Source organism: Bradyrhizobium cajani, from assembly GCF_009759665.1.
GTDB lineage: Bacteria > Pseudomonadota > Alphaproteobacteria > Rhizobiales > Xanthobacteraceae > Bradyrhizobium > Bradyrhizobium cajani.
This window is the reverse complement of record NZ_WQNE01000004.1, coordinates 228,790-250,911: the sequence shown is the minus strand read 5'-3', so window position 1 is coordinate 250,911 and position 22,122 is coordinate 228,790. Positions and strand designations below refer to the sequence as shown.

Genomic DNA, 22,122 nt, shown 5'->3' with positions numbered 1-22,122 from the left:
GATGACGGCGATTACCGATATTCCTGACGCGCCGCGCGCTGCCCGCCGCCCGCAGATGGGCAACCCGATAGTGCGCTGGCTGCGGACCAATCTGTTCTCTTCCATCCCGAATGGCATTCTCACGGTCGTGCTGCTGGCGGTGCTCGCCAAGGGCATTTTCAGCTTCGTGCAGTGGGGCATTGCCAATGCGGTCTGGCTCACGCCCGCAAACGATTCCAGCGCCTGCCGCGCCGTGCGTGGCCTCGGTGCCTGCTGGGCGATCATTCCCGAAAAGTACCGCTTCATCCTGTTCGGCACCTATCCGTTCGATGAGCAGTGGCGGCCGGCGCTGTCGGTGCTGTTGTTCATCGCGCTGTTCTATCTCTCGACCCGCCGCGCTCTATGGCGACGTGAGTTGGTCTATCTCTGGATCGGTGCGCTCGCGCTGATCAGCGCGCTGATGTGGGGTGGGGTGCTGGGGCTGTCCTTCGTCTCGCAGGATCGTTGGGGCGGCTTGCCGGTGACGCTGATCCTGGCAACGTTTGGTCTCGCCTTCGGCTTCCCGCTGGGCATCCTCGTCGCGCTCGGCCGGCGCTCGAAGCTGCCGGCGATCCGCTCGCTCAGCGTGCTCTATGTCGAGCTGATCCGCGGCGTGCCGCTGGTCAGCCTGCTGTTCATGGCGAGCGTGATGTTTCCGCTGTTCATGCCCAGTGGCTTCAACATCGACAAGCTGCTGCGTGCGCAGATCGCGATCATCCTGTTCGCGGGCGCCTATCTTGCCGAAGTCATCCGCGGTGGCCTTCAGGCCGTGCCGCGCGGTCAATATGAGGCGGCCGACGCGCTGGGGCTGTCGTACTGGCGCAAGAACCGCCTGATCATCCTGCCGCAGGCGATCCGGCACGTCATCCCGCCGCTGGTCAACACCTTCATCGCCTTCTTCAAGGACACCAGCCTGGTCCTGATCATCGGCATCTTCGACCTGCTGACGACGGCGAAGACGGCGATCATCGATCCGGCCTGGCAGCAGTTCTCCGTCGAGGTCTACCTCTTCGTCGCCGCGATCTATTTCGCCTTCTGCTTCGCGATGTCGCGCTATAGCCGGAGTCTGGAGGCTCACACCGCCGCGAGGTAACCCGGGGAATACGAGACGTTTATGCCGTGCCTATAACGCGAGCCGGGACTCCGACTGGGAATCCTATGTTGCGAAAGCCACCTCAAGTTTGCTGGTGGCACTCAACAAGAGGCTCGTCGAGTCATGATGAAATCTGTCCTCGCCGCGTCGGCCATTCTGGTCGCGCTTTGCTCCGCCGCCGCTGCCCGCGAGGTGGTGCACCATCCATATGTGACTTCGGAATCCGCCGTCGGGATGTCGCAGGTCCATCCGGGCTCCATGGCCTACGCGGCTATGGCGGAGGACGCAGGATACGATGCGCATCAGTACCACGGCGGCCCGAAGGCGAATGATTAGGATCTGCCCCGGGGTGCCGAAGCCCCGGTGACCGGCCGCGCAAGGACGGCTACGGCGAGGATGCCGGCACCGGCGGACGAGTGAAGTCCCCGCCGGGGCGGCTCCACTTTATGCCTTCACCTTCGGGTCGATCGGCGTTGTCCCGCTCAGGCCGAGAATATCCTCCAGCACCTTCGCCCCCGCGATCACCTGTGCATCGCTGCGCGGTGCGCCGACGACCTGCACGCCGACCGGCAGGCCCGACGCGGTGAAGCCGCAGGGCAGCGACAGCGACGGGCAGCAGGCGAGCGTGATGGCGTAGACGATGCCGAGCCATTCGACGTAATTGTCAAATCGCTTGCCCGCGCATTCGGCGACATAGCGATGCTCGATCGGGAAGGGCGGTACGATTGTGGTTGGTACCAGCAACAGATCGTAGGTCCTGAAGAACTCGACCGCACGCGCGGTCATGCCGACGCGCTGGGCCTCGGCGCGCTCGAGCTGCTCGACGGTGAGCTTGAGGCCTTCCTCGATGTTCCAGATCACCTCGGGCTTGAGCAGCTCACGCTTGCTCCGGAGAAGTTGCGCCTTGCTGATCGCGAAATCGAAAGCGCGCAGCACGTGGAAGCACTCATGCGCCTCGCGCCAGTCCGGATGCGCCTCCTCGACGCTGGCACCGGCCTCGGCAAAGCGTTCAGCGGCCTTGCGCGTGATCGCCTTGACTTCAGGATCGACCGGCGTGATGCCGAGATCGGGCGAATAGGCGATGCGCCTCGGCTTCTTGCCGGACTGTGCGGCTGACAGGAATGAGGTCAGAGGCGCCGGCAGCGACAGCGGATCAGCGGCATAGTCGCCACTCATGGCATCCAGCAGCAGTGCGAGATCCTCGACGTTGCGCGCCATCGGGCCCAGGACGCCGAGATTGCGGTCGATGCCCGCTTTCGGCGTGTGCGCCACGCGGCCGATGCTCGGACGCATGCCGACGACGCCGCAGAAGGCTGCCGGGCTGCGCAGGCTGCCGCCCATGTCGGAGCCCTGCGCGAGCCAGGCCATGCCGGTGGCGAGCGCCACGGCAGCGCCGCCCGAGGAGCCCGCGGCCGATTTGGACGTGTCCCAGGGATTGAGCGTGGCGCCGAACACTTCGTTGAAGGTGTTGGCGCCGGCGCCGAATTCCGGCGTGTTGGACTTGGCGTAGACGACTGCGCCGTTGGCCTCGAGGTTCTCGACCATGAGGTCGGACTTTGCCGGGATGTTGTCCTTGTAGATCGGCGAGCCCTGGGTGTTCAGCACGCCCGCAACATCGGTCAGGTCCTTGATCGGCACCGGCAGGCCCGCGAGCAGACCGCGCGCGCCGGCCGGCTTCTGCATCAGGGCCTTGGCGTTATCCCGTGCGCGGTCGAAACACAGCGTCGGCAGCGCGTTGACCTTGCCGTCGACCTCATTGATGCGCTTTTCCAGCACGTCCAGAAGCTCGAGCGGCGAGACATCGCCCGACCGCAATTTGTCGACGACGGTACACGCGGTTTCGCGGATCAGGTCTTGTGACAATTGTTTTACTCCTATGCTTATTCTGGGCTCCGTCATTGCGAGCGGAGCGAAGCAATCCAGAAATGCCCGCCGTGGAGACCGTCTGGATTGTTTCGCTGCGCTCGCAATGACGGCGTGGGGGCTGCGACACGTGTCGGCTAACCCCACCCCGCGCTGATGCCGCCGTCGACCGTATAGATCACGCCGGACGTATAGCCCGAGCGATCCGACGCCAGGAACGCCATGAGGTCACCGATCTCGCGCGCATGCGCAGGGCGGCCGAGCGGCAGGCTCTTCTGGAACTCCTTGTAGCGGCTCTCGTCGCCGAACTGGTGCCTTGCCCGCGTCTTGAGCAGGGTGACGTGGCGATCGGTGCCGACGGGGCCGGGATTGATGCCGACGACACGGATGTTGTCGGCGAGGCTCTTGCCGCCGAGCGCGCGTGTGAAGGCCATCAGCGCGGCATTCCCGGCGCTGCCGCAGATGTAATTGGCGTCGAACTTCTCGCCGGCAGCCCCAATGTCGTTGACGATCACGCCGCCGCCTCTGGCCCTCATCTGCGCGTAGATCTGCCGCGTGAGGTTGATGTAGCCGAACACCTTCAATTCCCAGGCGTGGCGCCAGGTTGCCTCGTCGATCTTGTCGATCGAGCCGCCCGGAATGTCGCCGGCATTGTTGACGAGCACGTCGATGTCGGCGGCTTCCCTGGCGAGCCGCGCCACATCCTCGGCCTTGCGCAGGTCGACCACGCTCGTCGCGGCATCGACCTGGTGCGCCGAGCGCAAGCGATCGGCCAGCGCCTTGAGCTGGTCGCCGCTGCGCGCGGCGAGCAGGAGATGGCAGCCTTCCTCGGCAAATGCTTCGGCGGCGGCCGCGCCGATGCCCTTGGAGCCGCCCGTGATCAGGACGCGCTTGCCACGCAGATGCAGATCCATGAAAGCTACTCGCAGGATGGGAACAGGATCAAATCAGTAGGCGCTTGGCCGCGCCATGGTCAACATTGCAGTGCAGCGTTGCGCTGCCGCCGAGTTTGGTCCATTGCAGTCCGACCAAAAAAAGGCGGCGGCAGCCCGACCAACCAAGGACGTTCTCGATGAGCAAGAAGCAATACCGGATCGCGGTCATCCCCGGCGACGGCATCGGCAAGGAAGTGATGCCCGAGGGCCTGCGCGTCCTGGAGACGGCGGCGAAGAAGCACGGGGTGTCCCTGCATTTCGACCATTTCGACTTCTCGTCCTGGGATTATTACGAGAAGCACGGCCAGATGATGCCTGACGACTGGAAGGAGAAGATCGGCAAGCACGATGCGATCTATTTCGGTGCGGTCGGCTGGCCGGCCAAAATTCCGGATCATGTCTCGCTGTGGGGCTCGCTGATCAAATTCCGCAGGGAGTTCGACCAGTACGTGAACCTGCGCCCGGTGCGACTGATGCCCGGCGTGCCGTCGCCGCTGGCGAACCGCAAGCCCGGGGACATCGATTTCTGGGTGGTGCGCGAGAACACGGAAGGTGAATATTCCTCCGTCGGCGGCCGCATGTTCCCGGACACCGACCGCGAGTTCGTCACGCAGCAGACGGTGATGACCCGCACCGGTGTCGACCGCATCCTGAAGTTCGCCTTCGAGCTCGCCCAGTCGCGGCCGAAGAAGCACCTGACCTCGGCGACGAAGTCCAACGGCATCTCCATCACCATGCCCTATTGGGACGAGCGCGTGGAGGCGATGGCGAAGAAGTTTCCCGGCGTGAAGTGGGACAAGTACCACATCGACATCCTGACCGCGAACTTCGTGCTGCATCCGGATTGGTTCGACGTCGTGGTGGGCTCGAACCTGTTCGGCGACATCCTTTCCGACCTCGGCCCGGCCTGCACCGGCACCATCGGCATCGCGCCGTCGGGGAACATCAATCCGGAGGGTGATTTCCCTTCGGTGTTCGAGCCGGTGCACGGCTCGGCGCCCGACATCGCGGGGCAGGGCATCGCCAACCCGATCGGCATGATCTGGTCGGGCGCCATGATGTTCGAGCATCTCGGCGAGAAGGAAGCCGGCAAGTCGATCGTCGACGCGATCGAGCGCACGCTGGCCGAGCGCACGCTGCGCACGAAAGACCTCGGCGGCAATGCCGATACGACGGCCTGCGGCAAGGCGGTCGCGGAGATGGTGGATTGAAGAAGAGCGTTAGCGAGAGTTAGCTCAAGCGTCGCAACAAACTCTCTCGTCGTCCCTGCGAAAGCAGGGACCCATAACCCCAGGGAGAGGTTGCTGCCCGAGCTGGCAACCGCGAGTCTTCGCCAAACCACGTCCTGTGGTTATGGGTCGTAAGTCTGGGTGCCTCGCGTATTGTGGGGTCGAGGCGGGCGTTGCGAGACTTATGGGAGGTCTTCTCGACCGTCGGGATCTCGCACCCCGCCTCGTTTGATTGAAGGGCCGGACACCCGGACGGTAGCGTGTTTTAGGCGCGCCTTACACGTAAGACCTCCGCGCCGGATCGAAGATCGGCGGATAGTCGTTCTCGTCGAGCAGATCGAGAAACGGATCGAGACTCTCGGACTTGATCAGCGCGAGCTCCTGATGCGAGATCAGGTGCACGGTTAGAATCTCCACCGGATCGTCCGCAATCTCCAGTGCCTCGGCGATCCGCTTGTCGGGTTCGATGATCGGCGTGAGAAACAGAAACGTCTGGAATTCCGTGCCGGCGACCGGCGGTATCGGCAACGCGACGCGGTGACCGAAGCCGAACCAGGTCGTGTCGATGAACGGAAGATTGGCAAGCCAGCGCAGATTGGCGCAAATCTCCGGCGTTGGCTCGCGGACGTACCACATCAGCTCCGCACGCGGCTTCGCGTCCCCATGTGCCCCCGGCATCCGCTGCTCGCTCATGCCGTTGGTCAGAAGCACATAGCCTTCGTCAGAACCCTCTTGGCACTCCGGCACGAAATCACGACCAAAGGCATGGATGTCGATGCGTCGCTCCGTGCCGTCCGTGAATGTGTGCTCGGGCTCGCCAAGCTCGCGCTCGTAGATGGCGAGCCGTTGCTGGTAGAGGTCGGCTGGATGTGACGACTTGCTGGAGCCGGACACGAGCTTTGCAAGACGGGAGAGCATGTGAACCTCGGGGGATGCGCGCCGGGATACCGCGTTGTCGTTAGAAAACGCGGGCCGGTTCAAATCCTTCCAGAGGGCGCGGCGACGTTTCGCTGTGGTCCATGCCCCCATGCGCAATTGTGCATGAGGCCGGACTATTCCGGGAGAAGCGCCTCGTTTCAGATCAGCTCACGATCTTCTCGATCGCAGCCTGATCCAGCCCGAACCGCTTGCCGGCATCCAGGATTTCCTGCCAGGTGTTCGGATCGATTGGAATGCCTTCGGCCAAACGCTTCGTCTTGGTCTCGCGCTCGGGGTCGCCGGCGATCTTCACCTTGTCGACGCCGGGGGCGGGCGGTGAGCCGGTGTGCCAGGCAACGAAGCTCTCGACCTCGCGCGCAAGGTTCTCGCCGGTGCCGAGCTTGTTGGGGTCGATGATGATCGAAAGCATGCCGTTGAGGACGCGCCGCTTGCCGTCGGCCGGGCCCTTGACGACCTCGCCGCCGGAGAGCGCGCCGCCAAGGATCTCGCACACCAGCGCCAGACCCGAGCCCTTGTGCTCGCCGAACGGCAGGATCGCACCGTGCGGTGCGATCACGGTGTAGCGCGGGTTCGTCGTCGGCTTGCCCTCGTTGTCGATGATGGTGCCGGGTTCGAGCTCGACGCCCTTGTTGTGCGCGACGCGGGTCTTGCCCTGCGCGATCTTGCTGGTGGCGAAGTCGAGCACGATCGGCTCCTTGCCCTTGCGCGGGATGCCGACGCAGAACGGGTTGGTGCCGTGGCGCGCGTCGCTGCCGCCCCAGGGCGCCACGATCGGGCGCGAGATCACGTTGACGAAATGGATCGACACCAGCCCGTGGTCGATGCACTGCTCGGCCCAGTGGCCGATGCGGCCGATATGATGCGAGTTGGAAAGACCGACCACGCAGACGCCGTTGCGCTTGGCGCGCTCGGCGCCCAGCTCCATCGCCTCATGGCCCATCACCTGGCCGTAGCCGGTGAGGCCGTCGAGCGTGAGCAGGGGGCCGGTGTCCATCACGATCTTGACGTGCTGGTTCACCGCGAGGCCGCCTTCGCTGACCGCCTCGGCATAGCGTGGGATCATGCCGACGCCGTGCGAGTCGTGGCCTTTCAGATTCGCTTCGACGAGATTGGTTGAGACCAGCTCGGCTTCGCGATCGGTGGAGCCGCCGGCCTTGGCGATCGCGTAGATGACGTCGGTGAGCTTCTGTGCCTTGATGGTGCGGTATTCGGCCATTGTTGTTGCTCTTATCCCTTCACGATCCGGCGGCAGTGCTCCCACGCCGCGCCAATCAGGTTTTCGCTCGCCTCGGGCGTACGGAAGGCGGAATGCGCCGACAGCGTCACGTTCGGCAGTCTTGTGAGCGGATGGTCGCCGGGTAGCGGCTCGATGTTGAAGACGTCGAGGCCGGCATGGCGGATGTGCCCGGACTTCAGCGCGTCGATCATCGCGGCTTCGTCGACGATCGCGGCGCGCGCGGTGTTGATGAAGACGACGCCGGGCTTCATCTTCGCGATCTTCTCGCGGGTGATCATGCCACGGGTCTCGTCGTTGAGCAGCAGATGCAGCGACACCACGTCGCTTCTGGCCAGGACGTCGTCGAGTTCAGCGAACGCGACGCCCGGATGGCTCTTTGGCGAGCGATTCCAGGCGATCACCTTCATGCCGCTGCCGGATGCGATGCGCGCGACCTCGGCCGCGATGCCGCCGAAGCCGATCAGGCCGAGCGTCTTGCCGGTGAGCTGCATGCCGTCCTCGCGCAGCCAGTTGCCGCCGCGCATCTCGCGGTCCATCATCGCGATGACGCGGGCCGAGGCCCACATCAGCGCAATCGCGGATTCCGCGACCGCGGTATCGCCATAGCCCTTGATCAGGTGCACGGAGATGCCGAGCTCCGCGAGCTCTTCCGGATTCATGTAGCTGCGCGCGCCGGTGCCGAGGAACACGACGTGCTTCAGCCCTGCGCACTTCTTCGCCACGTCGGTCGGCAGCGCGGTGTGGTCGACGATCGCGATCTCGGCGCCGTCGAGGATCTCAGGATATTGCTCGGGCTTGATGTCGGGATCGCGATGGATCCGCACCTTGGGATCGCCGGGCTTCTCCAGCCGCTCCATGATCACGGCCAAGGCTTCGTTGGCGTCGACGAAAACTCCGCGCATGGCTCTCTCCGATCAGGATGCGACGCCGGCGATCGCCAGCACGGTATGCATGAGAACGTTGGTGCCTGCGGCACAGTCGGGCTGCGTCGCGTCCTCCAGCTCGTTGTGGCTGATGCCGTCCTTGCAGGGCACGAACACCATCGCCGCCGGCATGACCGTGTTGAGGTTGCAGGCGTCGTGGCCGGCGCCGGAGGTGATGCGGCGGGAGGAATAGCCGAGCGTCTTCGCCGCGTTTTCGACCGCGGCGATCAGCTTCGGGTCGAAATGCGTCGGCGGCTTGCGCCAGACCAGGTCGACCTTGACGTCGACCTTGCGGCGCTCGGCGATCTCGGCAATCGCGGCGCGCAAGTCGCGATCGAGTGCATCCATGATGGCACCATCCGCGCTGCGGCAATCCATGGTGAAGGCGATCTCGCCGGGAATGACGTTGCGCGAGGGATTGGCGATCACGGCTTCGCCGATGGTGCCGACCGCGTTTGGCCCGAGCTTTTTCGCGATGGATTCCATCGCCAGTACGATCTCCGACAGCGTCGCCAGCGCGTCGCGCCGCAGCGGCATCGGCGTCGAGCCTGCATGGCTCTCGAAACCGGAAATCTTGCCGTCATACCACAGCACGCCCTGGCCGGAATCGACCACGCCGATGGTCTTGCCTTCGGCCTCCAGGATCGGGCCCTGCTCGATGTGCAATTCGACGAAGCAGCCGAGCTTCTGGAAGCCGACCGGCTTGTCGCCGCGATAGCCGATGCTGTCGAGCGCCTGGCCGACGGTCGTGCCCTCGGCGTCCTTGCGCGACAAAATGTCGTCGGTGGTGAAGTCGCCGACGTAAGCCGCGGACGCCATCATCGCCGGGGCGAAGCGCGAGCCTTCCTCGTTGGTCCAGTTGACGACGCAGATCGGCGCCTCGGTCTCGATGCCGGCATCGTTCAACGTGCGGATCACCTCGAGTGCGCCGAGCGTCCCGAGAATGCCGTCATACTTGCCGCCGGTCGGCTGGGTGTCGAGATGCGAGCCGATGCCGACGGGCGGCTTCGACATGTCGCGCCCCTTGCGCAGGCCGAATTGTGAGCCGAGCGCATCAGTGTGCACCTCGAGCCCGGCTTCCTCACACGCCTTGCGGAACCAGTCGCGCACCTGCTTGTCTTCCGCGCTCAGCGTCAGCCGCCGCACACCGCCCTTGGCTGTTGCGCCGAACTGCGCGGTCTCGTGGATGGAGCCCCAGAGGCGGGCGGAATCGATTTGCAGGTTGGTGGCGGCTCGGCTCATGCGGTCAGTCCATCTTGGCTGTCATTCCGGGTTCGATGCTGTCGCATCGCCCCGGAATGACGTTGAAGGTTGTCCGGCGCCTTTTTCAATGACCCGCCAGCGCGGGCGCGTCAACCGCGAGGCTGCTCTGCGCAATCTGCCGTGCAAGCTCGGCGACGCGCTCCACGGCGACGACATCGGGCGAGGCGAGCCAGCTCGCGGTGAAGGTCAGCGGCGCGATGGCGAGATCGGTGTCGAGCAGTTGCAGCCGGCCGTCGGCGAGCTCGTTCTCGACGATGGCGTCGGGGATCACGGCGATGCCGAGCCCCTCGACCGCCATGTGGATGACGGTCGCCAGCGAAGCGGACGCATGCAGGCGGATCGGCGGCAGCTCCGGCCGGTCGAACACTTCGCGCACGACCTCGTAAGGCTTGGTCTTGCGCGGGAAGGTGATGATCGGAAACCGCGCGAGCTCGGCCGGCGTCACCGGGCCCTTGCCGAGGCCGAGCGAGGGGCTCGCGAGAAAGCCGATTGGATAATCGGCAAGCACACGATTGTGCACGCCGGAGGCCGACAGCGGCCCCACCACGAACGCGAGCTCGATCTCCTGCGCGAGCAGGCGTGCGGTGAGGTTAGGCGTGATGTCGACCTCGATCTCCAGCGACAGGTTCGGATAGACCTCGTTCACGCTCTTCACCAGCCGCGGCAGCCAGGTGTGCACGATGGTTTCGGCAACGCCGAGCCGCATCACGCCGCGCATCGCCGAACGGTCGCCGATCTCCGCCATCATCTGGGCGCGCAGGCCGATCAGCTTCTCCGCATAGACCATCATCTGCCGGCCGCTCGGCGTCGGCGAGGCCACACGATGATCGCGGTTGAGAAGCTTCACGCCCATCTCGCGCTCGAGCTGCGCAATGCGCTGGGAGATCGCCGGCTGGGTCGTATTGAGCCGTTGGGCGGCGCCGCGAAAGCTGCCGAGCTTCACAACCCAGAGGAAGGTTTCAATCGACCTGAAGTCCAGCATTGGAAGGATTTTCCCAATCGATAAATCAAATTTATCGATATTGATTAGAAACGACGATTAGACTTTATAGCACGCTTGGTGTTGGCTTGTCTTTGTCGAGTTTATAGGCAGGTCGATCCCATGACTGTTTTGGTGGCAGCGCAGCAAACTGAAACGCCCGACACCCTCCCGAGCCGCAAGGCCCGGCTCGCCTACCGCGCGGGGCTGGTCGCCTCCACCGCCGGCGTCGCCCCCGGCTTCGTCCAGGGCAATCTGGCGATCCTGCCGGCGGAATATGCCAGCGCCTTTCACCGCTTCTGTCAGCTCAATCCGAAGCCGTGTCCGATCATCGGCATGTCCGACGTCGGCAGCCCGCACATCCCTTCGCTGGGCGCCGATCTCGACATCCGCACCGACGTGCCGCGCTATCGCGTCTGGCGCGACGGCGAAGTCGTGGATGAGCCGACCGACGTGAAGAGCTATTGGCGCGACGATCTCGTCACCTTCGTGCTCGGCTGTTCCTTCTCGTTCGAAGAGGCGCTGCTCGACGAGGGCATGCCGATCCGCCACATCGAGCAGAGCGTGCGCGTGCCGATGTACCGCACCAACATCGCCTGCAGCGAGGCCGGTCCGTTCGCCGGTCCCATGGTGGTGTCGATGCGTCCGTTCAAGCCGGCGGATGCGATCCGCGCGGTGCAGATCACCTCGCGCTTTCCCGCCGTGCACGGCGCGCCCGTGCACCTCGGCCATCCGCATCTGATCGGCATCAAGGACATTGCCAAGCCCGACTACGGCGATCCGGTGCCGTTCGCCGATGACGAGATCCCGGTGTTCTGGGCATGCGGGGTGACGCCGCAATCGGTGATCAACGCCGCCAGGCTGCCGTTCGCGATCACGCATTCGCCCGGCCTGATGCTGGTGACGGATCTCAAGAACAGGACCATGGCCGTGATTTAGGAGGCAGCGTCTGCTGCTTGTTCGGGCTTTACTGCATCCATCAATCGCTTCATTCGATCAGCCGAAATTCAGTAACAGGGGACTTTGCCATGACGATCACTCGCCGCGACGTGTTGTTGGGGGCCACCGCCACTGCTGCGCTGGTGCCGCTGGCAGCGCGCGCACAGACCTCCGAAGTCGTGATCGGCGTCATCTATCCGTTCTCCGGTGGCAGCGCGCAGCAGGGCGTCGATGCGCAGAAGGCCTATGAGACCGCGCTCGAGGTCATCAACAAGGATACTGATTTCGACCTGCCGCTGGCCAAGGGCGAGGGCCTGCCGGGCCTCGGCGGCGCCAAGGTCCGCCTCGTGTTCGCCGACCACCAGGCCGATCCGCAGAAGGGCCGCGCCGAGGCGGAGCGCCTGATCACGCAGGAGAAGGTCGCGGCCATCATCGGCACCTATCAGAGCGCGGTGGCCGTTACCGTCAGCCAGATCTGCGAACGCTACCAGATCCCGTTCGTCTCCGCCGACAACTCCTCGCCGAGCCTGCATCGCCGCGGCCTGAAGTATTATTTCCGCGCCGCGCCGCATGACGAGATGTACTCGGCCGCGATGTTCGACTTCTTCGATGCCATGAAGAAGAAGGGCACCAAGATCGAGACGCTGTCGCTGTTCCACGAGGACACCATCTTCGGCACCGATTCCGGCAACGCCCAGGCCAAGATCGCCGGCGAACGCGGCTACAAGATCGTCACCGACATCAAGTACCGCGCCAACTCGCCCTCGCTCTCGGCCGAGGTGCAGCAGCTCAAGACCGCCAATGCCAATGTGCTCATGCCCTCGAGCTACACCACCGACGGCATCCTGCTGGTCAAGACCATGGCCGAGCTCGGCTACAAGCCGAACGCGATCGTGGCGCAGGATGCGGGCTTCTCCGAGAAGGCGCTGTACGACGCCGTCGGCGACAAGCTCGAAGGCGTGATCTCGCGCGGAACCTTCTCGCTCGACCTCGCGCAGAAGCGCCCGATGGTCGGCAAGATCAACGACATGTTCAAGGCGCGCTCGGGCAAGGACTTCAACGATCTCACCTCGCGCCAGTTCATGGGCCTGATCATCCTTGCCGACGCGATCAGCCGCGCCAAGTCGACCGATGGCGAGAAGATCCGCGATGCGCTGGCGGCGACCGATATCCCGGGCGAGCAGACCATCATGCCCTGGAAGCGCGTCAAGTTCGACGAGATGGGCCAGAACAACGACGCCGACCCGGTGCTGCTGCAATATGTCGGCGGCAAGTTCGTCACCATCTTCCCGCCGCAGGCCGCGATCGCCGAGGCGATCTGGCCGATGAAGTGATTTGAAAGCGGGACTGAGACAGTAGTTCCCGCCCTCATCCTGAGGAGCGGGCGTAGCCCGCGTCTCGAAGGACGAGGGCGGGCCATCCTTCGAGACGCGCGCTTCGGCGCGCTCCTCAGGATGAGGGCGGAGTGTGGGGGACGATGCAGTGACAGCCCAAGCCATTATCCAGAGTCTCGCGAGCGGTCTTCTCATGGGCCTGCTCTACGGATTGATTGCGGTCGGCCTCGCGCTGATCTTCGGCCTGATGGACGTCGTGAACTTCGCCCATGGCGAGTTCCTGATGATCGCGATGTATGCGAGCTTCTTCCTGTTCGCGTTCTTCGCCATCGACCCCCTGCTGTCGGCGCCGCTGGTCGCCGCGGCACTGTTCGTGTTCGGAGCGGTGGTCTACCTGCTGATTGTACGCTTCGCCATGCGGGCCAAGGCCAATGCCGGCATGGTGCAAATCTTCTCGACCTTTGGTCTGGCGATAGTCATGCGCGGCCTCGCGCAGTTCTTCTTCACGCCGGACTATCGCAGCATTCCGCAGTCCTGGCTCGGCGGCAAGACCATCTCGGTCGCCGGCATCTTCCTGCCGGAGCCGCAGCTGATCGGCGCGCTGGTCTCGATCCTCGCCTTCGCCGGCCTCTACTTCTTCATCCACCGCACCGATTTCGGCCGCGCGCTGGAGGCGACGCGTGAAGATCCCGGCGCGGTCGCCCTCGTCGGCATCGACAAGAACCGCGTGTTCGCGCTGGGCTGGGGCCTTGGCGCCGCGCTGGTCGGTCTCGCCGGCGCGATCATGGCGGTGTTCTTCTACATCTATCCCGACGTCGGCGCGTCCTTCGCCCTGATCGCCTATGTCACGGTGGCGCTCGGCGGCTTCGGCAGCGTGTTCGGTGCCTTTGCCGGCGGCATCATCGTCGGCCTCGTCGAGGCGGTCACCGCCCTGGTGCTGCCGCCGTCGCTGAAGTCGGTCGGCATCTACGCCGTCTACCTGCTGGTCGTCTTCATCCGGCCGCGCGGCCTGTTCGGGTCGATGTGATGGACAAGAATTTTGCCGCGCGGCGCCGCCGCGACCTCATCATTGCCGCGGTGCTGGCCGCCCTCGCGGCGCTGGCACCGCTGTTCATCAAGGACGTCTACGTCCAGAACATCCTGATCCTGACCCTGATGTACGCGGCGCTGTCGCAGAGTTGGAACATCCTGTCCGGCTATTGCGGACAGATCTCGCTGGGACACGCGCTCTATTTCGGCATCGGCGCCTACACCACCGAGCTCCTGTTCACCAAGTTCGGCGTGCTGCCCTGGTTCGGCATGCTCGGCGGCGGTGTGATTGCGGCCTTGATCGCGATGGGACTGGGCTATCCCTTCTTCCGCCTGCGCGGCCATTACTTCGTGATCGCGACCATCGTCATTGCCGAGATCGGGCTGCTCCTGTTCCAGAACTGGGAATGGGCGGGCGCTGCGATGGGCATCACCATTCCGATCCGCGGCGACAGCTGGCTGAAATTCCAGTTCCTGCGCACCAAGCTGCCATACTTCTATTTCGCGCTGGCGCTGTGCTGCCTCGCCTGGTTCGTCACCTGGTGGCTCGAAGATTCCAAATGGGGTTTCTGGTGGCGCGCCGTGAAGGACAATCCGGAGGCGGCCGAGAGCCTCGGCGTCGTCGTGTTCAACTCCAAGATGGGTGCCGCTGCCGTTTCCGCCTTCCTCGTCGCGATCGGCGGCGCCTTCTATGCGCAGTTCCTCGCCTATATCGATCCTGAAAGCGTGATGGGCTTCCAGTTCTCGCTGCTGATGGCGCTGCCGGCCGTGCTCGGCGGCATCGGCACCCTCTGGGGGCCCGTGCTCGGCGCTGCTATCCTGATCCCGATGACGGAGCTGACACGCTCCTATATCGGCGGCTCCGGCCGCGGCGTCGATCTCATCGTCTATGGCACGCTGATCGTGCTGATCTCGCTGGCTTTGCCGCAGGGGCTCGTCAGCCTGTTCTCCCGCTCAAGAGCAAAAGGAGTTACGCGATGACCGCGCTCCTTGAAACCCGCGGCGTCTGGCAGCGCTTTGGCGGCCTCGTCGCCAACAGCGATGTCTCGATCTCGGTCGGCCGCGGCGAGATCGTCGGCCTGATCGGCCCCAACGGCGCCGGCAAGTCGACGCTGTTCAATCTCATCGCCGGCGTCTTGCCGCCGACACAGGGATCGATCTGGTTCGACGGCGAGGACGTCACCCATATGCCGGCGGCCGAGCGCTGCCAGCGCGGGGTGGGGCGCACCTTCCAGGTGGTCAAGAGCTTCGAGACCATGACGGTGGTCGACAACGTCATCGTCGGCGCGCTGGTGCGCAACACGGTGATGCGCGAGGCGCGCCGCAAGGCGCATCAGGTGCTGGAGTTCACCGGCCTTGCCGCGCGCGCCGACGTGCTCGCGAGCGACCTCGTGCCGGCCGAGAAGCGCCGCCTCGAAGTCGCCCGCGCGCTTGCGACCGAGCCGAAACTGCTTCTGCTCGACGAAGTCCTTACCGGTCTCACGCCGACCGAGGCACAGACCGGCGTCGCGCTGGTGCGCAAGGTGCGCGATGCCGGCATCACCGTGCTGATGGTCGAGCATGTCATGGAGATCGTGATGCCGCTGGTCGACCGCGCCATCGTGCTCGACCTCGGCAAGGTGCTGGTCGAGGGCAAGCCCGCGGACGTCGTCCGCGATCCCAAGGTGATCAGCGCATATCTGGGAGATCGTCATGCTGTCGGTGCATGAAGTCACGACCGCCTATCAGGGCCTGGTCGCGATCTCCGCGGTCTCGATCGAAGTCCAGAAGGGCGAGATCGTCTGCGTCGCCGGCGCCAACGGCGCGGGCAAGTCGACGCTGCTCAAATCCATTGCCGGTGCGGAGCGCCCACGCTCGGGCACGGTGACGTTCGACGGCAAGCGCCTCGACGGCATGGCGCAGCATCACATCACGGCGACCGGCATCGCCTATGTGCCGGAGAACCGCCGCCTGTTCCCGCGCCTGTCCGTGCGCGACAATCTCCGCCTCGGCAGCTATCTCTATCGCGGCGAGGCGAACCGCGAAGAACCGCTCGATCTCGTCTTCCAGCTGTTTCCGCGCCTGTCCGAGCGCCTCGAGCAGCGCGCCGAGACGCTAAGCGGCGGCGAGCAGCAGATGCTCGCGATCGGCCGCGCGCTGATGACGCGCCCGCGGCTGTTGATGCTGGACGAGCCCTCGCAGGGCATCATGCCGAAACTGGTCGACGAGATCTTCCAGGCGGTGAAGCGCATCCGCGACGCCGGCATGACCGTGCTGATCGTGGAGCAGCGCATGGCCGAATGCCTGGAGATCGCCGACCGCGCCTACATCCTGCAAACCGGCCGTGTGCTGATGCAGGGCCCGTCGGCGGAGATCAAGGGCAATCCGGACGTGAGGAAGGCGTATCTCGGGCTGTAGCCACGGAGAAATTTGATAGGGTGGGCAAAGGCGCGCAAGCGCCGTGCCCACCGCTCTCGTGGAAGCATAGTTGGTGGGCACGCTTCGCTTTGCCCACCCTACGGTACTGCCGCAGCGGAAAGACCCTGGATTGCTTCGCTGCGCTCGCAATGACGCGGTGCCCGACACTAATGCTCGTGCCCGTGTTCCGGCAGTGTAACCCCGAACACCTTCACCAGATCCTTGACCTGCTCCGGCGACAGGTACCGCGGGTTCATCCCGCGCAGCAGCAGGTAGAGCTTCGCCGTCTCCTCCAGTTCCTCGGTCGCGAACACCGCGGCCTCCAGCGTGTCGCCGGCAACCACCGGGCCGTGATTGGCGAGCAGCACGGATGAATATTTCCCCGCCAGTCCCTTGATCGCATCGGCGACCGCGGGATCGCCGGGGCGGTAATAGGGCACGAGCGCGGTGGCGCCGCATTTCATCAGGTAATAGGCCGTCATCGGCGGCAGCGCGGCGCGCGGGTCGATCTCGGGCAGCATCGAGAGCGCGACCGAATGGGTGGAGTGCAGGTGCACGATCGCGCGCGCAGCACCGCGCGTGTCGTAGAGCGCGGTGTGCAGCGGAACTTCCTTGGTCGGGGCATCGCCTGAAACCAGCCGGCCCTGGCCGTCCAGCCGCGACAGCCGCGCCGGGTCGAGGAAGCCGAGCGAAGCGTTGGTCGGCGTCACCAGCCAGCCGCCATCGTCCAGCCTGACGCTGATATTGCCGGAGGAGCCCGGCGTCAGCCCGCGCTCGAACAGGGACCGCCCGAACCGGCAGATATCCTCACGCAGCCGCGTCTCGTTGCTCATGGCCGTCATGCCTGCTTGTCTCACGCTTTGGCAGCGCGGCCAAGCCGTGATATCGGTTCGCCGAGCCGCCGCAAAGGCGGGCCGTCCGGGAAACGTTCGCAAGGGTCAGTTGCATGTCCGCCTCCACACCACAAGATCAGCGCATTGCCGTCATCGGGCTCGGCTCGATGGGGTTTGGCATGGCGACCTCGCTCAAGCGCAGGGGCCACGCCGTCACCGGCTGCGACGTCTCGGCGGACGCAGTTGCGCGCTTCGTGAAGGATGGCGGCGCAGGCGCCAAAACCCCGGCCGAAGCGGCCAGGGACGCCGATATCGTCGTCAGCGTCGTCGTCAACGCCGCGCAGACCGAGGCGATCCTGTTCGGCAAGGACGGCACCGCAGAGACCATGCCGAAGGGTAGCGTGTTCGTGTCTTCCGCCACCATGGATCCGGATGTGGCGCGCCGCCTCGCAAGACAGTTGGAGGCAACCGGTCGGCATTATCTGGATGCGCCGATCTCCGGCGGTGCGCAGCGCGCCGCGCAGGGCGAGCTGACGATCCTCGCCTCCGGCAGCGCCGCCGCCTTCGCCAAAGCCCGGCCCGCGCTCGATGCGATGGCCGCAAAACTCTACGAGCTCGGCGACGCCGCGGGGCAGGGCGCGGCGTTCAAGATGATCAACCAGCTGCTCGCCGGCGTGCACATCGCGGCCGCCAGCGAAGCGATGGCGTTCGCGGCCAAGCAGGGCCTCGACATCCGCAAGGTCTATGAGGTGATCACGGCCTCCGCCGGCAATTCCTGGATGTTCGAGAACCGCATGCCGCACGTGCTCGACGGCGACTACACGCCGCGCAGCGCGGTGGAGATCTTCGTCAAGGACCTCGGCATCATCCAGGACATGGCGCGCAGCGCCAGATTCCCGGTGCCGGTCTCGGCCGCCGCGCTCCAGATGTTCCTGATGACGTCAGCTGCCGGCATGGGCCGCGATGACGACGCGTCGGTCGCGCGGATGTATGCGCAGGTCACCGGCGTCAAGCTGCCCGGCGACAAGTGAACTGAGAGGATTCCGATGCCCCGTTTCGCCGCCAACCTCTCGATGATGTTCACCGAGGTGCCGTTCCTCGATCGCTTCGATGCCGCCGCGCAAGCCGGCTTCACCGCCGTCGAGTTTCTCTTTCCCTACGAGCATCCGGCGGAAGCCGTCGGCGAGCGGCTCAAGCGCAACGGCCTGACCCAGGCGCTGTTCAACCTGCCGCCGGGCGACTGGAATGCCGGCGAGAAGGGATTTGCCGCGTTGCCGGCGCGCTTCTCCGATCTCAAGGCCAGCCTGGAGACGGCGCTGCCTTACGCCAAGGAGACCGGTGTCAAGCGTCTGCACCTGATGGCCGGCATCGCCAACCGCGGCGAGCGCGTCGCGATCGAGGCCTTCTACAAGTCGGTGGCGTGGGCGGCGGAGTTCTTCGCGCCGCACGGCATCGATATCGTGATCGAGCCAATCAATGCACGCAACGTGCCCGGCTACTTCCTCAACGATTTCGGCTTCGCGCGCGATCTGGTCCAGGAGCTGAGGCTTCCGAACCTGAAGCTCCAGTTCGACATCTATCACTGCCAGATCATCCATGGCGACGTCACCATGCGCCTGCGCGAGATGATGCCGATCATCGGCCATATCCAGATCGCCAGCATCCCCTCGCGCAACGAGCCCGATGGCGAGGAGCTGAACTATCCCTTCCTGTTCGCCGAGCTCGATCGCCTCGGCTATGCCGGTTTCGTCGGCTGCGAATACAATCCGCGCGGCAAGACCACCGATGGTCTCGCCTGGTTCAAGCCTTATGCTGGAGTGAAGCCGTGACACTTGCGTTGGGCTGTATCGCCGACGACTACACCGGTGCTTCCGATCTCGCCAATACGCTGACGCGCGCAGGCCTGCGCACCGTACAGACCATCGGCGTGCCTGCGGACGATCTCGCGCTGCCCGAGGTCGATGCCGTCGTGGTGTCGCTGAAGAGCCGATCGATCGAGGCCGGCCTTGCCGTGTCACGCTCGCGTGCAGCCGAGGCATGGCTGAGCGGCCGCGGGGCCAGCCACGTGCTGTTCAAGATCTGCTCGACCTTCGATTCCACCGATGCCGGCAACATTGGCCCGGTGATGGACGCGTTGCGCGCCGATTGCGGCGAAGCGATCGTGCTGGTGACGCCGGCCTTCCCGGAGACCGGCCGCACCGTCTACCAGGGCAATCTCTTCGTCGGCGCCGTGCCGCTGAATGAAAGTCCGCTGAAGGATCATCCGCTCAATCCGATGCACGATTCCAACCTGGTGCGCGTGCTGGCGCGCCAGAGCAGGACGCAGATCGGCCTGGTCGACCTCGCCACCGTCACGCGCGGTGCAGATGACGTGCGGGCGCGGCTGGCCGAGCTTGCCGACAAAGGCATCGGCGCTGCAATCATCGACGCCGTCTTCGACCGCGACCTCGAGACCATCGGCCTCGTCGCCGCCGAACATCGGCTGTCGGTCGGCGCCTCCGGTATCGGCCTTGGACTGGCGCGCGCGCTGGTGTCGACGGGCAAGGTGCGGTCGCGCACGGCGGGCGGCGAAGCGAGCGCTGGTGTCGGCGGGGCGGCAGCCTGTCTCGCCGGAAGCTGCTCGCAGGCGACGCTTCAGCAGATCGCGAATGCCGAGCGTGTCATGCCGGTGTTGCATCTCGATCCCGAGCAGATCGTTTCGGGTCCGGGCGAAGCGCAGCGCGCGCTCGCCTGGGCGCAGCCGCGACTGGCAGACGGTCCTGTTCTGATCGCCTCGAGCGCGACGCCGGAAGCCGTTGCCGCCGTTCAGGCGCGTCACGGCCGCGATGCCGCCGGTCACGCCATCGAGCAGGCCATGGCCGATATCGCCGCAGGCCTCGTGCAGGCCGGCGTGCGGCGCCTGATCGTTGCCGGCGGCGAGACGTCGGGCGCCGTCGTCGATCGGTTGCGGATTCCCGGTTTTCTCGTAGGAGTAGAAATCGCTCCGGGCGTGCCAGTCCTGCGCGCAGTCGGCGCCGGAGCGGGCGACATGTTGCTTGCCCTGAAGTCCGGAAACTTTGGTGGAGCCGAGTTCTTTTCGGACGCGCTTGCCCTCATGCGCTGAGCGCAGGGCATTCTTAGCCCCCCGTTCATTTCTTTCTGGCTTCCGTACTCGTACGGAGTCGTAGTTAACGTCTGCTCAGGTGCTCTGATGTGGGATGTCGGCGCTGCTCCCTTTGTTTGATTCGTAATTCCCGGACGCACGCCGGCTCCAGCACAGAGAGACCCGATTATGCTCGCCACCATCTCCATTCGCGCCAAGATCATCAGTGTCGTGGCGTTCCTGCTGGTCGCGATGGCCGGCATGGGTCTGCTCGCCGTCATGAAGATGCGGTCGATGAACGTCAACACCGTCGACATCACCACGAGCTGGATGCCGAGCGTGCGGGTGCTGGGCGAGCTGCGGGCGAGCGTCATCACCTATCGCAGCGTGGTCCGGGAGCACATGCTGGCCGAGACGCTGGAAGAAAAGCTCGCGATGGAAAAGATCGCGGTCACCACGATGGAGACGCTGGCCAAGGCCCGCCAGACCTACGAGCCGATGATCACCTCGCCGGAGGAGCGGGCGCTCTACACCGAGTGGTCCAAGCTGTGGGACGACTACAAGAAGAGCGCCGACGAGGTCTTTGCGGTGTCGCGCAAGGAGGTCGGCAAGATCCCGCACGAGGCGCATGAGCTGAACGTCAAGACCGCCAACAAGATCGGTATCCAGTCCGACGAGGTCCTGCGCAAGGACGTCGATCTCAACACCAAGGGCGGCGACCAGGCTGCCCGCGACGCCGACGCCAGCTATTCCTTTGCGTTCATGCTGGTCTCGATCATCCTCGGCGCCTCCATTATCATCGGCATCGGCGTCGGCTTCTACCTCGTTCACGACGTCTCCAGTGGCATCAACTCCATCACCCTGCCGATGCAGGCGCTGGGCAAGGGCGACCTGACCGCCGAAGTCCCGCATCGCGGCGAGAAGACCGAGATCGGCGCCATGGCCGACGTGCTGCAGATCTTCAAGGAGGCGCTGATCGCCAAGAAGGCCGCCGACGAAGCGGCTGCGGCGGACGCCGAAGCCAAGATCGAGCGCGGCCGCCGCGTCGACAACATCACCCGCGAATTCGAGACGATGATCGGCGAGATCGTCCAGACCGTGTCGTCGGCCTCGACCCAGCTCGAAGCCTCCGCCTCGACGCTGACCTCGACCGCCGATCGCTCCCAGCGGCTGGCGACCACGGTTGCCGGCGCTTCGGAAGAAGCCTCCACCAACGTGCAGTCGGTGGCGTCGGCCACCGAGGAGATGGCCTCCTCGGTCGGCGAGATCAGCCGCCAGGTGCAGGAATCGGCGCGGATGGCGGGCGATGCCGTCGGTCAGGCCCGTGCCACCACCGAGCGCGTCAGTGAGCTGTCCAAGGCGGCGTCCCGCATCGGCGACGTCGTCGAGCTGATCAACACCATCGCGGGCCAGACCAACCTCTTGGCGCTGAACGCGACCATCGAGGCGGCGCGCGCCGGTGAGGCCGGCCGCGGCTTCGCGGTGGTGGCCTCCGAGGTGAAGGCGCTCGCCGAGCAGACCGCGAAGGCGACGGGCGAGATCGGCCAGCAGATCTCCGGCATCCAGGCGGCGACCAACGACTCGGTCGGCGCCATCAAGGAAATCTCCTCGACCATCGAACGCCTGTCGGAAATCTCCTCGGCGATTGCGGCAGCCGTCGAAGAGCAGGGCGCCGCCACCCAGGAGATCGCCCGCAACGTGCAGCAGGCGGCGCAGGGCACCCAGCAGGTCTCCTCCAACATCACCGACGTGAAGCGCGGCGCGACCGAGACCGGCACGGCTTCCTCGCAGGTGCTGTCGGCGGCGCAGATGCTGTCGAACGATTCAAGCAGGCTGAAGAACGAGGTCAGCAAGTTCCTGACCAACGTCCGCGCCGCGTGAGGCACGCGGCCGCATGGCTGCGATGTAGATTTAGCAAGTGCGGTAGCAGGGAAGTGAATGCGGGAAGGCCGCCGGAGATTAGCGTTTCCGGCGGTGCTCAGGTAAAGGGGAAATGGGGATCGCCCGGGGGCGAATTCCACATCCTCGT

Annotated in this window: 21 protein-coding genes; 13 read left to right on the top strand and 8 right to left on the bottom strand. The window is 65.1% G+C overall.

Annotated elements, in window-relative coordinates; translation table 11 throughout:
* Position 1: 1 nt before the first annotated feature.
* Both GPL20_RS08070 and GPL20_RS08065 read left to right on the top strand, forming a co-directional pair.
* Positions 2–1,111 (top strand): amino acid ABC transporter permease, encoded by a 1,110-nt coding sequence (locus tag GPL20_RS08070; protein WP_157329063.1) that lies wholly within the window; start codon positions 2–4, stop codon positions 1,109–1,111.
* A 123-nt stretch (positions 1,112–1,234) separates the two neighbouring features.
* The gene (locus GPL20_RS08065) at positions 1,235–1,447 is read left to right on the top strand and encodes a hypothetical protein (protein WP_157329062.1); all 213 of its coding nucleotides are present in this window, start codon (positions 1,235–1,237) and stop codon (positions 1,445–1,447) included.
* Positions 1,448–1,555: 108 nt separating this feature from the next.
* On the opposite strand, the gene GPL20_RS08060 is transcribed toward GPL20_RS08065, so the two are convergent.
* Complete coding sequence (locus tag GPL20_RS08060; RefSeq protein WP_157329061.1) at positions 1,556–2,974, bottom strand: amidase; 1,419 nt, start codon at positions 2,972–2,974, stop codon at positions 1,556–1,558.
* Between the two features lie 137 nt (positions 2,975–3,111).
* Positions 3,112–3,888: an SDR family oxidoreductase gene (locus GPL20_RS08055; RefSeq protein WP_157329060.1), complete on the bottom strand. Its 777-nt coding sequence runs from the start codon at positions 3,886–3,888 to the stop codon at positions 3,112–3,114.
* Positions 3,889–4,046: 158 nt separating this feature from the next.
* On the opposite strand from GPL20_RS08055, the gene GPL20_RS08050 reads away from it, so the two are divergent.
* A complete protein-coding gene (locus GPL20_RS08050; RefSeq protein ID WP_157329059.1) occupies positions 4,047–5,120 on the top strand; it encodes a tartrate dehydrogenase in 1,074 nt (357 codons plus the stop codon).
* A gap of 294 nt (positions 5,121–5,414) precedes the next feature.
* Here GPL20_RS08050 and GPL20_RS08045 read toward each other — a convergent pair whose 3' ends face one another.
* The 5 genes from GPL20_RS08045 to GPL20_RS08025 all read right to left on the bottom strand — a co-directional run bounded on the left by GPL20_RS08045 (position 5,415) and on the right by GPL20_RS08025 (position 10,482).
* Positions 5,415–6,056 carry a suppressor of fused domain protein gene (locus GPL20_RS08045; RefSeq protein WP_157329058.1) on the bottom strand — a complete coding sequence of 214 codons (642 nt, stop codon included), beginning with the start codon at positions 6,054–6,056 and terminating at the stop codon, positions 5,415–5,417.
* A 163-nt stretch (positions 6,057–6,219) separates the two neighbouring features.
* Positions 6,220–7,293 carry a malate/lactate/ureidoglycolate dehydrogenase gene (locus GPL20_RS08040; protein WP_157329057.1) on the bottom strand — a complete coding sequence of 358 codons (1,074 nt, stop codon included), beginning with the start codon at positions 7,291–7,293 and terminating at the stop codon, positions 6,220–6,222.
* Between the two features lie 11 nt (positions 7,294–7,304).
* On the bottom strand, positions 7,305–8,216 hold the full coding sequence (locus GPL20_RS08035) for an NAD(P)-dependent oxidoreductase (protein WP_157329056.1): 912 nt from the start codon (positions 8,214–8,216) through the stop codon (positions 7,305–7,307).
* Positions 8,217–8,228: 12 nt separating this feature from the next.
* On the bottom strand, positions 8,229–9,479 hold the full coding sequence (locus GPL20_RS08030; RefSeq protein WP_157329055.1) for a Zn-dependent hydrolase: 1,251 nt from the start codon (positions 9,477–9,479) through the stop codon (positions 8,229–8,231).
* 85 nt (positions 9,480–9,564) lie between these two features.
* Complete coding sequence (locus tag GPL20_RS08025; protein WP_157329054.1) at positions 9,565–10,482, bottom strand: LysR family transcriptional regulator; 918 nt, start codon at positions 10,480–10,482, stop codon at positions 9,565–9,567.
* A gap of 120 nt (positions 10,483–10,602) precedes the next feature.
* Between GPL20_RS08025 and GPL20_RS08020 the strand changes: the two genes are divergently transcribed.
* The 6 genes from GPL20_RS08020 to GPL20_RS07995 all read left to right on the top strand — a co-directional run bounded on the left by GPL20_RS08020 (position 10,603) and on the right by GPL20_RS07995 (position 16,178).
* A complete protein-coding gene (locus GPL20_RS08020; RefSeq protein WP_157329053.1) occupies positions 10,603–11,418 on the top strand; it encodes a putative hydro-lyase in 816 nt (271 codons plus the stop codon).
* Between the two features lie 89 nt (positions 11,419–11,507).
* Positions 11,508–12,752 (top strand): ABC transporter substrate-binding protein, encoded by a 1,245-nt coding sequence (locus GPL20_RS08015; protein ID WP_157329052.1) that lies wholly within the window; start codon positions 11,508–11,510, stop codon positions 12,750–12,752.
* 193 nt (positions 12,753–12,945) lie between these two features.
* Positions 12,946–13,779, top strand: coding sequence for a branched-chain amino acid ABC transporter permease (locus GPL20_RS08010; RefSeq protein ID WP_157329139.1), 834 nt, complete (start codon positions 12,946–12,948; stop codon positions 13,777–13,779).
* Entirely contained in the window at positions 13,779–14,762 is a 984-nt protein-coding gene (locus GPL20_RS08005; RefSeq protein ID WP_157329051.1) for a branched-chain amino acid ABC transporter permease, read from the top strand. Before GPL20_RS08010 ends, GPL20_RS08005 begins: the two co-directional genes overlap by 1 nt.
* On the top strand, positions 14,759–15,490 hold the full coding sequence (locus tag GPL20_RS08000) for an ABC transporter ATP-binding protein (protein ID WP_157329050.1): 732 nt from the start codon (positions 14,759–14,761) through the stop codon (positions 15,488–15,490). Before GPL20_RS08005 ends, GPL20_RS08000 begins: the two co-directional genes overlap by 4 nt.
* Positions 15,474–16,178, top strand: coding sequence for an ABC transporter ATP-binding protein (locus GPL20_RS07995; RefSeq protein WP_157329049.1), 705 nt, complete (start codon positions 15,474–15,476; stop codon positions 16,176–16,178). Before GPL20_RS08000 ends, GPL20_RS07995 begins: the two co-directional genes overlap by 17 nt.
* 167 nt (positions 16,179–16,345) lie before the next feature.
* Here the strand turns inward: GPL20_RS07995 and otnC are convergent, their stop codons facing one another.
* Entirely contained in the window at positions 16,346–17,020 is a 675-nt protein-coding gene (otnC, locus tag GPL20_RS07990) for a 3-oxo-tetronate 4-phosphate decarboxylase (protein ID WP_157329048.1), read from the bottom strand.
* A gap of 104 nt (positions 17,021–17,124) precedes the next feature.
* Here otnC and ltnD point away from each other — a divergent pair, with 104 nt between their 5' ends.
* From ltnD to GPL20_RS07970, 4 genes are all read left to right on the top strand, one after another.
* Complete coding sequence (gene ltnD / locus GPL20_RS07985) at positions 17,125–18,042, top strand: L-threonate dehydrogenase (RefSeq protein ID WP_157329047.1); 918 nt, start codon at positions 17,125–17,127, stop codon at positions 18,040–18,042.
* Between the two features lie 15 nt (positions 18,043–18,057).
* Positions 18,058–18,840, top strand: coding sequence for a 2-oxo-tetronate isomerase (gene otnI / locus GPL20_RS07980; RefSeq protein WP_157329046.1), 783 nt, complete (start codon positions 18,058–18,060; stop codon positions 18,838–18,840).
* On the top strand, positions 18,837–20,114 hold the full coding sequence (gene otnK / locus GPL20_RS07975) for a 3-oxo-tetronate kinase (RefSeq protein WP_254125882.1): 1,278 nt from the start codon (positions 18,837–18,839) through the stop codon (positions 20,112–20,114). The genes otnI and otnK overlap by 4 nt, the downstream gene beginning before the upstream one ends.
* Before the next feature lie 168 nt (positions 20,115–20,282).
* On the top strand, positions 20,283–21,974 hold the full coding sequence (locus tag GPL20_RS07970) for a methyl-accepting chemotaxis protein (RefSeq protein WP_157329045.1): 1,692 nt from the start codon (positions 20,283–20,285) through the stop codon (positions 21,972–21,974).
* Positions 21,975–22,122: the final 148 nt, after the last annotated feature.